We start from the raw sequence: 9,629 nt of genomic DNA on the forward strand, positions 1-9,629 counted from the left end.
AAAGGCATTTTTTTTAATGAAAAAGACCGTTTAAATATAATTTAAACGGTCTTTCTTGTTTATGTTTTTAAGGTTTAGCTATTCAGCATTACCGGCATTACTAACATTGTAACTTGTTCACCTTCATCGGTACCATCAATAGGAGTTAAAATTCCTGCACGGTTTGGTAAAGACATTTCAATTAAAACGTCGTTAGCGCTTAAGTTATTTAACATTTCGCTTAAAAAACGTGAGTTAAACCCAATTTGCATATCATCTCCTTGATAGTCGCATTGTAAACGTTCGTCAGCTTTATTAGAGTAGTCTAAGTCTTCAGCAGAAATATTTAATTCTGTTCCTGCCATTTTTAAACGAATTTGATGTGTTGTTTTGCTAGAGAAAATAGAAACACGTTTAACTGAGTTTAAAAATGAAGCTCTATCAACAGTTAATTTATTTGGATTCTCTTTAGGTATTACAGCTTCGTAATTTGGGTATTTACCATCAATTAAACGACAAACTAAAACAACATTTCCAAAGTTAAACTTAGCATTGGTGTCATTGTATTCAATAGTAACATTTTCGTCAGAACCATTTAAAATACCTTTTAATAAGTTTAAAGGTTTTTTTGGCATGATAAATTCCGCTGACTTATCAGCAGTAACATCTGTACGTGTATATTTAACTAATTTATGAGCATCGGTAGCAACAAAAGTTAATTCTTTTGAATTGAATTGAAAAAATACTCCGCTCATTACTGGTCTTAAATCATCATTACCAGCTGCGAAAATTGTTTTAGAAATAGCTGTAGCTAAAATTTGTGATGGAATTTCAGTACTGCTAGGCGAAGGTAATTCAACAGCTTTAGGGAATTCTTCTCCACTAAAATACGCCATGTCGTATTTACCTTGTTCCGAAATAATTTCAATAGTACTATCACTTTCAGCTTTAAAAGTAAGAGGCTGCTCAGGGAATGTTTTTAAGGTGTCTAATAATAAACGAGCATTAATAGCAATCGACCCCGAATCTGTACTTTCTACTTCTACAACCGAAGTCATGGTAGTTTCAAGATCAGATGAAGATATTTGAAGTTCGTTGTTCGCTAATTCAAACAAGAAATTGTCTAAAATAGGTAATGTATTGTTGCTGTTTATAACTCCTCCTAAAACTTGTAGTTGTTTTAATAACTGAGAGCTAGATACGATAAATTTCATTTAGTATAGTTTCTGTTTATTATATTTACAAATATATCTTAATTTGATGGTTTTAAAAATTATTTTTTTAACCATAATAAATAATTAATTAAATTGATAATTTAACTGTATTGTACCATAAAAATTACCTTTAGGTACACGTATGCTTTTTAATTTTTTTGTATGATAATTTATAGCGTAACCAAAATTGAATCTATTTAAAGTAAAACGTATACCTATCTCAGTAGTAAATTTAAAAGGTTCAATTTCAAAAGTAATAGGGCTGTTGTTGTTTAAGAAACTTCCTTGAATAGTAGCATCGTAAGCTGTATAGCTTAGCATCGGTTTTATGTATATAAAAGATTCAATTTCGTTATTGAAATTTGTGGTTTTACTATTTAAATTACCATTAAAAGCAATAGAGTTTATTATTTTTTGCAATGGTTTTAATCCAATGCGCCCATAAAAACCTGTAGAAAAGTCACTATATACGGTTCCTATTTTTAGATTGTTTACCCAGTTTAGATCTAGGTAGTTATCTTTTGTTAAGCTTTTTGTGTAGTCAATGTTTAAGTTTAGAGCAAAAGCATCTGCAATCTGATATTTCCAACCAATAGCTTTTTTGTATCCATAGATATCATGAATAAAATCTTGTAATTCTTTACTAACCGCAGAAGGGCCAAGAGTACCTACTTGCATTGCTATTTTTAAGATTGATTCATTTTTATAAAAATAATTTATACCGAAGCTTCCAAAAGCGTATCCCGCAAAAGGCCTGTCGTGATTATCATGTTGTTGCACAGTTGCTTTAAAAGGAGTGTACATATGATGACCAATTTGAATATTAAATGTTTTTTTTTCTATATTTTTAGCGTTTTTTGTACTTAAATATCGATACGTAAAAAACATTCCGTTAGTGTAATATCTATCCTGAGATGTAGATATATATAAATCATTATCATTTAAAAAACTAAACTCTTTACTGTATTTTCGTTGAGAGAAAATATTGATAGAGGTGAATAGTATGATAAATAAAAATAATATTTTTTGTTTCATAGCAGTTAATATCGTCTTATTTTAGCAATGTTAAGCTTAAATTATTAGTAATGCAACTTAAATTACATGGGGAATAAACCAAAACTTACAATTGATGATTTTGAAAGCGTTTCAACAAATGAAGAATTGTTGACGTTGATTGATAAAAAAGGAGTCTCTATTGATAAAGTTAGAGATAAAATAGCATACGAAAAGGAGTTAAAAGAACTTCAGGTTGAGTTGGTGAAGCTTCAGCAATGGGTGGCTAAAAAGAATAAACGTGTCGCTGTTGTTTTTGAAGGGAGAGATGCAGCAGGAAAAGGAGGGAATATTCGTCGATTTATGGAGCATTTAAACCCTCGTTCTATGCGTTTGGTGGCGTTAAATAAACCTACTGTGATAGAGAAAGGGCAATGGTATTTTCAGCGATATATTAAAGAATTGCCAAATCCTGGTGAAATTGTTTTTTTTGATAGAAGTTGGTATAATAGGGCTGTTGTTGAGCCAGTAATGGGATTCTGTACGAAAGAAGAATATAAGAAGTTTTTAGTACAGGTGCCAGAATTTGAACATATGTTATATGAAGATGGTGTAATTATTATTAAGTTTTGGTTATCGATATCTAAAGATGAGCAAATGCGTAGATTCGATGCTCGAAACGATGATCCTTTAAAAAGGTGGAAGTTTAGTCCAGTTGATAAAAAAGGGCAAGAATTGTGGCGTGATTATACTTTTTATAGGGATGAAATGTTTAGTAAAACACATACCACATACAGTCCTTGGATAGTTGTAAAAACAAATGATAAAAAGAAGGCTAGAATAGAGTGTATACGTCATGTGTTGTCGCAGTTTGATTATCAAGAAGGTGAAACGCATAAAATAATGACAAATCCTGACCCTAATATTGTAATGCGTTATTATCGTTCAGTAAAACATTTAGATTAATATGGAGAAATTAACAAAAAAAGATGTAAATAAGCTTAATTCAAATAAAGGATTGAAAGCAATTTTATCTAAGCCTTTTAATTTAGAGAGAGCGGTTAGGTATGTTGATTATGAACGTAAATTAAAAAAATTACAAGTAGAGTTAATTCGTTTACAAACTTGGGCTATAAACCAAAACGAACGCATTATTATTATTTTTGAAGGTAGAGATGCAGCAGGGAAAGGTGGTGCAATTCGTCGAATTACAGAAAGAATTAATCCGCGTCATATGCGAATTATAGCTTTACCGAAACCTAATGAAGATGAGAAAACACAATGGTATTTTCAAAGATATGTAGAGCAGTTTCCTAAAGCTGGTGAAATTGTTTTTTTTGATAGAAGTTGGTATAATAGAGCGGTTGTTGAGCCTGTAAATGGGTTTTGTACTCAAGAAGAGTATCAAGTGTTTATGAATCAGGTTAATGATTTTGAAAGAATGATTTTAGAATCGGGTATTCGATTGGTTAAAATATATATGTCTATTAATAAAAAAGAACAGGCAAAACGATTTAGAGATATTAAAGACAATCCTTTAAAACAATGGAAGATGACTGCTGTTGATAAAAAGGCACAAGAACTTTGGGATGATTATACAGGGTATAAGAGAGAGATGTTTTCGAAAACAAATACCGAAATATCACCATGGAAAGTAATACGTGCTAATCGAAAAACAATAGCACGTATTAATGTTATAAATCATGTATTAGATAGTATTCCTTATGATAAGGATACGGTAGTGTAATTATACAGTTTATATATTGTCTTTTATAATATCGAAAATAAAATGAATCTCACCTGCAATTTGTTTACTTGTGTTTAAATAAGTCTCAGAAACTAAATCGGTATTATCAGCGCTTTTAGGGTCTGAGTAAGGTAAGTGGAATCTGCTGATAGCATCAGGTATAAATGGGCAGTTTTCATCAGCGCTATCACAAGTTGTAATGGCAATATACGGATAGCTATTGTCAGGGTTGTCGTATGTTTTAGAAAAACCTAAAATAGATTTTTTAGAATCTTTGAATGAAATTAGGTATCGTGGATTTTGATGAGAAAAATCGATAACATTAAAAGTAAAACCTGTTTTTTGTAAAGATTTTACAGTATTTCTGTGAAAAGCAGTGGTTTCTGTACCTCCAGAATAGGTGAAGATATTATTCAATTCAAAATATTCAACAGCAAAAAAACTCCAAGCTTGTGCAAATTGACTTCTTCTAGAATTGTGTGTGCAAATAAAGTTTAAGTTAATTTTTTCACGGTCTAGATATTCGCTAATAATTACATCGGCAATATCCGTAAGTAGTTCTTTACGATCATTGCTGATAATTATTTCTCTTTTAGCTTCTTCAAAGAATATTTTTGTGCTAATATTTTTAGTGTTTATCATTTTTTTACAGTTCTTTTGCAGCGTGTATTTGCTGCAAAAATACGCTGTAAAACTCTTTTGGTTAATTAAGTAAAGGTTAAGAATGTGTTTAGAAATAGGTAATAAAGTAGCGGTTTTAGATGCTGATATTAGGGGGATTATAATAAGAAAAGAAGATAGTCTGTTTTTTGTTAAAGATGTAGATGGAATGGTGTATTCTTTTTTTTCACACGAATTAGTAAAGATTAAGGTAGATCAGAATGAGTTGAGTAGATATATTGATATTAATAATCCATTACTAAAAGAAAAGGTTAAGCAGGTAGGTAAAAAGAAAAAATCAGCGTTTGTAAAAGATAAAAATGAAGTGGTGATGGAGGTGGATTTACATGCAGGTAAATTAGTGAAATCTACAAGAGGGATGGATAATTATGATATTTTATCATTACAGTTAGAGACAGCAAAACATAAGTTGGAGTATTGTATCTCAAAAAGAATATCAAAATTAGTGTTGATTCATGGCAAAGGTGAGGGTGTTTTAAAGATGGAGTTAAATTATTTATTAAATAATTATCATGTAAAATACTATGATGCTTCATATCAAAAGTATGGGCAAGGAGCAACTGAAATTTATATTTATCAGAATGCTAATTAATTGTATTTTTGTGATATGAAAGCTATTTATTTAGATAATGCTGCAACTACACCTATGTTGCCTGAAGTTGTAGAAGTAATGCAACAATCAATGTTAAGTAATTTTGGAAACCCTTCTTCGGTACATCAATTTGGTAGAAAGGCAAGAACAGTTATTGAAACGGCAAGAAAAAAAATTGCAAAACAATTTAATGTCTCTGCAAGAGAAATTTTCTTTACGGCAGGAGGTACAGAGGCTGATAATCTAATTTTGTACAATGCGATTTTGAACTTAGGTGTGAAAAGAATTATAACTTCTAAAATAGAACATTATGCCGTTTTGCGTACTGTAGAGCATTTACAGAAAACATATAATATAACTGTAGATTATGTTAGTGTGAACGAGCAAGGAGTGATTCAATTGGATGATATAGAGAGTGCTTTAAAAAACACAAGCGAAAAAACTTTAGTTAGTTTAATGTATGTAAACAATGAAGTTGGTAATTTATTGCCTGTTAAAAGTGTTGCTATATTGTGTAAAGAATATGGTGCTTATTTTCATTCAGATACAGTACAGGCAATTGGTAGGTACCAGTTAGATTTACAAAAAACACCAATAGATTTTATTGTAGCTAGTGGTCATAAATTTCATGGACCAAAAGGAATTGGCTTTATGTATGTAAGAAAAGGTATTTCTGTTAAGCCAATGCTTCATGGAGGAGGACAGGAGAACGGTGTAAGATCTAGTACTGAAAATGTGCATGCTATTTTAGGAATGGAAAAAGCTTTAGAAATTTCATATAATAAATTAGAAGAAGATAAAAAGCATATAAGCGCAATAAAAAATTATTTTATTACGGAGTTGAAAACTAATTTTAAAGGTATTCAATTTAATGGAGAGTCTGATAATTTAGAAAAAAGTAGTTACACTATATTGAGTGTTCGTTTTCAATTAAAAGATAAGATGTTATTGTTTAATCTAGATTTGTCCCAAATAGCAGTTTCTGGTGGAAGTGCATGTCAAAGTGGTGCTAGTAAAGGTTCGCATGTTTTAATGAGTTTTTTAAAAGAAGAGGATGTAACAAAAACATCAATCAGGTTTTCATTTAGTAAGTTAACGACTGTAAAAGAAATTGATTTTACTGTTGGTAAATTGAAAGAATTTATTTTAAGGTAGTAAATAGGTGTTTTTTAATTTAGTATGGTGATTTGTATTCGTTTTTTTTTAAAAGTGCTTTAAATCTTGTTTTTTCACTGTGTTTTTAATTGATTTATCTTATTCTTTTTTAGTTTTTTATAGTATTTAGCTATGGTTTATTGTGGTGAGAATTAATATCGATTGTTGAGGTAGTGGTTTTCTGATAATTTAATTTATAATTTTATACTTAAAAAATCTACTAAGCATATTAATTATAAAGCTATATATGTGTTAATTCTTTCAAATGTCTTTATGAAAATGATTACAGAAGAATTTTTTTGTTGTAAAAGTATGTGATATATGTTGTTACCCTCATAAAGACTGAGCTTTTTTTTTGAAAAATGTTTTTTTGAAAAAAAAATAATTTTTAATGTTAAAAAATATGCAAATTATAATTACATTCGCAAACTTAATTTAGTATCCCCCCCCGATCTATTTATTTTAACACATATTAAAGCGTGTTAATTGTATCGTAATTTGGGGTGAAATTTCTCAAATATATTTTTAAAATCGATTAAAAGTGAACCTTATTTAATAGGGTTTATAATTATATATAATAAAATGAAGAGAAATTACAATTTTGTTAAATTAAACAAAAGCTTAAGTAGTAATAGATTATTTTTAGCATTACTTTTTTTTACAGTATTTACGTGTTTTTCATATGCACAAACTTGTACGACAGAATCATGGAGTGGATCAACAGCCATTCCAGATGGTTTTAGTTTAGCTTCAGAAACAGTTAATTTTTCTACATCAGATCCAATAACAGATGTGAATGTTAGACTGAATATTACTCACGGGTATGTCAGGGATTTATATATACGATTAACAAGCCCCAATGGAACATCTGTTTCTCTTTCTACCTATAGAGGTTCTTCTGGAGATAATTATACGAATACTATTTTTGATGATTCTGCAGCAAATCCAATCGGTTCTGGAGTTGCTCCTTTTACAGGTGCTTTTAGGCCAGAAACCCCACTAAGTAATTTTATAGGGGAAAATCCAAATGGAAATTGGACGTTAACTGTTTTTGATATTGATGGTGGAGATGTTGGAACCATAGATAGTTTTTTTATAGAAATATGTACTCCTACTAGTCCTTGTACCGATAATGCTAGTACAGATGGTAACCCTACTGCCTCAGATTCTGATGGAGATGGAATAAATAATGTATGTGATTTAGATGATGATAACGATGGGATTTTAGATATAAATGAATTAGCACCATGTAATACTAGTAATTCCACCCTTAACTGGGATGGTGAATATGCTAAGGGAGATGGTACTTATGCTTCAGGTGAAGATCCAATAACAAACCCTAATTTAACTATTAATGGTACGGGAGTTAGACTAACCAGAGATGGAGGCGGTTTGTCAACTCAAGAGTTTAATGTAAATGATGCGGTAACTACAAATTCTTCATATACCTTATATCAAAAGGCTGCAAATGCTGGGGAGTCAACACATATATTTGAGTTCGATGAGCCTATTTATAATTTAGCTTTTACAGTATATGATCTTGATAATGCTTCTGGAAATACTACTTTTATAGATGAAGTTGAGTTTGTTATAACAAAAGTAGATGGTACGATACACACATTAAGTGCTTCAGAATATACATTAAACGGGCAAAGTGTTGTAGGGAATACTTTTACAGGTACAGCTGCCAGTAATAATAGAGACGTTGTGATTAATGGTATTCAGGCATGGATAACTAAAATAGAACTAAAATATAAAAACTTAACAACAGCTCCGTCTGCTGGACAATATCAAGTATTAGCATTAGGTAATTTCACTTTTTGTAACACACAATTAGATACAGATAATGATGGTACGCCTGATTATCTTGATTCTGATTCAGACAATGATGGATGTTATGACGCATTAGAAGGTAGTAATACAGGATTAACACTAGCTAGTATAGATAGTAATGGTAGATTAATAGGAGGTGTTGATAATAAGTCAGGTATCCCTATTTCAGTAGGAACTGGACAAACAAATGTTAGTTCTACTAATTCAAGTATCACTGGAGGTGAATGTGATGATGATGGAGATGGAGTACTTAACAAAGATGACAAGTGTGAAGGTTTCGATGATGCAGCAGATGCTGACGGAGATAGCATTCCTGATGGTTGTGATTTAGATGATGATAATGATGGGATTTTAGATACTGTAGAAAATAGTTGTGCTAATTCTATTAGTTATGAGTTTTATGATCTGGTTCCGCCAGGGTTTAGTGTAGATAATATTCCTACAACAGGGGCTTTAAGTGTAGGTACTGCAACAAGTTTTGATGTAGATGCATTATTTGCTTCAATACCAAGTCCAGCAGATACATTTAGTATTCGATATAAAGGACTTTTATTGATTTCTACAGCAGGAAGTTATACTTTTTTTACTAGATCTGATGATGGATCTAAGTTACATATAGATGGAAATGAAATAGTAGATAATGATGGTTTGCATGGAAGTGTAGAGCAAAGTGGTCAAGTAAATTTAGGTGTAGGATATCATCAAATCGAGGTAACGTTTTTTGAGAATTTTGGAGCTGAATCATTACAGGTACAATATCAAGGCCCATCTATTACTAAACAAAATATTCCTTTCACTCAGTTGTCATGTTTAGTTGATACGGACAAGGATGGAATACCTGATTATTTAGATACAGATTCAGATAATGATGGATGTCCAGACGTTTCAGAAGGAGCTAATAAAATAACAACAGGATTAACAAATTTAACAGGTGGAAGTAACGGAGGAAGTTTAGCTAACTTAGGAACAACTGTAAATACTACACCTGGTCTGAATTATGGTGTTCCAATTGCAGTAGGAAGCCCACAAGCATCTAGTATTGCTGTTATTACAAATGAAAAAGTAATTATTTCGGCAATCAATCAATCGCCTACAGGAAGTGTGTGTGAAGGAGCAGATGTAACATTTACTGTAACGGCTTCAGGAACAAGGGTTGATAACTATGGAGCTTTAGGAAGTGATGAAAGTGATGATACGACATCAGCACTTTTAGCAAGTGATTTAATTTATAAATGGTATTTAAATACAAGTCTTTTACCTGAAAATGCTACTTATAGTGGAACGAACACAGCTGTATTAACGGTAAACAATGTTACGTCAGGAATGTCTGGAAACAACTATAGAGTAGAGGTTACAACAGCAAACAATAGTTGTCCAGAAGAAGTATCAACACAGTTAGCTGTTAATGCACAACCAGCAGCACCAACAGGATTGG

8 protein-coding genes are annotated in these 9,629 nt (G+C 31.1%); 5 read left to right on the forward strand and 3 right to left on the reverse strand.

The features are described from left to right. Positions 1-74: 74 nt before the first annotated feature. Positions 75-1,193 carry a DNA polymerase III subunit beta gene (gene dnaN, locus H518_RS0103480; protein ID WP_028887780.1) on the reverse strand — a complete coding sequence of 373 codons (1,119 nt, stop codon included), beginning with the start codon at positions 1,191-1,193 and terminating at the stop codon, positions 75-77. An 84-nt stretch (positions 1,194-1,277) separates the two neighbouring features. Continuing rightward, positions 1,278-2,228: a lipid A deacylase LpxR family protein gene (locus H518_RS0103485; RefSeq protein WP_028887781.1), complete on the reverse strand. Its 951-nt coding sequence runs from the start codon at positions 2,226-2,228 to the stop codon at positions 1,278-1,280. A 66-nt stretch (positions 2,229-2,294) separates the two neighbouring features. Between H518_RS0103485 and ppk2 (H518_RS0103490) the strand changes: the two genes are divergently transcribed. Both ppk2 (H518_RS0103490) and ppk2 (H518_RS0103495) read left to right on the forward strand, forming a co-directional pair. Then, on the forward strand, positions 2,295-3,152 hold the full coding sequence (gene ppk2, locus H518_RS0103490; protein WP_028887782.1) for a polyphosphate kinase 2: 858 nt from the start codon (positions 2,295-2,297) through the stop codon (positions 3,150-3,152). Between the two features lies 1 nt (position 3,153). Then, a complete protein-coding gene (gene ppk2, locus H518_RS0103495) occupies positions 3,154-3,933 on the forward strand; it encodes a polyphosphate kinase 2 (protein WP_028887783.1) in 780 nt (259 codons plus the stop codon). A 9-nt stretch (positions 3,934-3,942) separates the two neighbouring features. On the opposite strand, the gene H518_RS0103500 is transcribed toward ppk2 (H518_RS0103495), so the two are convergent. Then, on the reverse strand, positions 3,943-4,575 hold the full coding sequence (locus H518_RS0103500) for a low molecular weight phosphatase family protein (RefSeq protein WP_028887784.1): 633 nt from the start codon (positions 4,573-4,575) through the stop codon (positions 3,943-3,945). Between the two features lie 82 nt (positions 4,576-4,657). On the opposite strand from H518_RS0103500, the gene H518_RS0103505 reads away from it, so the two are divergent. The 3 genes from H518_RS0103505 to H518_RS19155 form a co-directional block, all read left to right on the forward strand. Continuing rightward, on the forward strand, positions 4,658-5,206 hold the full coding sequence (locus H518_RS0103505; RefSeq protein WP_028887785.1) for a Smr/MutS family protein: 549 nt from the start codon (positions 4,658-4,660) through the stop codon (positions 5,204-5,206). A 15-nt stretch (positions 5,207-5,221) separates the two neighbouring features. Beyond that, positions 5,222-6,361 carry a cysteine desulfurase family protein gene (locus H518_RS0103510; protein WP_028887786.1) on the forward strand — a complete coding sequence of 380 codons (1,140 nt, stop codon included), beginning with the start codon at positions 5,222-5,224 and terminating at the stop codon, positions 6,359-6,361. 582 nt (positions 6,362-6,943) lie between these two features. Continuing rightward, on the forward strand, positions 6,944-9,629 hold a 2,686-nt coding region (locus tag H518_RS19155), incomplete at its 3' end, for a proprotein convertase P-domain-containing protein (RefSeq protein WP_043706410.1).

This window comes from Tenacibaculum ovolyticum DSM 18103, assembly GCF_000430545.1.
Classification (GTDB): domain Bacteria; phylum Bacteroidota; class Bacteroidia; order Flavobacteriales; family Flavobacteriaceae; genus Polaribacter; species Polaribacter ovolyticus.

Bases quoted from the DNA above. Each gene is read 5' to 3' on its own strand.
- dnaN (WP_028887780.1), bottom strand. From the start codon at position 1,193: ATGAAATTTATCGTATCTAGCTCTCAGTTATTAAAACAACTACAAGTT.
- H518_RS0103485 (WP_028887781.1), bottom strand. From the start codon at position 2,228: ATGAAACAAAAAATATTATTTTTATTTATCATACTATTCACCTCTATC.
- ppk2 (WP_028887782.1), top strand. From the start codon at position 2,295: ATGGGGAATAAACCAAAACTTACAATTGATGATTTTGAAAGCGTTTCA.
- ppk2 (WP_028887783.1), top strand. From the start codon at position 3,154: ATGGAGAAATTAACAAAAAAAGATGTAAATAAGCTTAATTCAAATAAA.
- H518_RS0103500 (WP_028887784.1), bottom strand. From the start codon at position 4,575: ATGATAAACACTAAAAATATTAGCACAAAAATATTCTTTGAAGAAGCT.
- H518_RS0103505 (WP_028887785.1), top strand. From the start codon at position 4,658: ATGTGTTTAGAAATAGGTAATAAAGTAGCGGTTTTAGATGCTGATATT.
- H518_RS0103510 (WP_028887786.1), top strand. From the start codon at position 5,222: ATGAAAGCTATTTATTTAGATAATGCTGCAACTACACCTATGTTGCCT.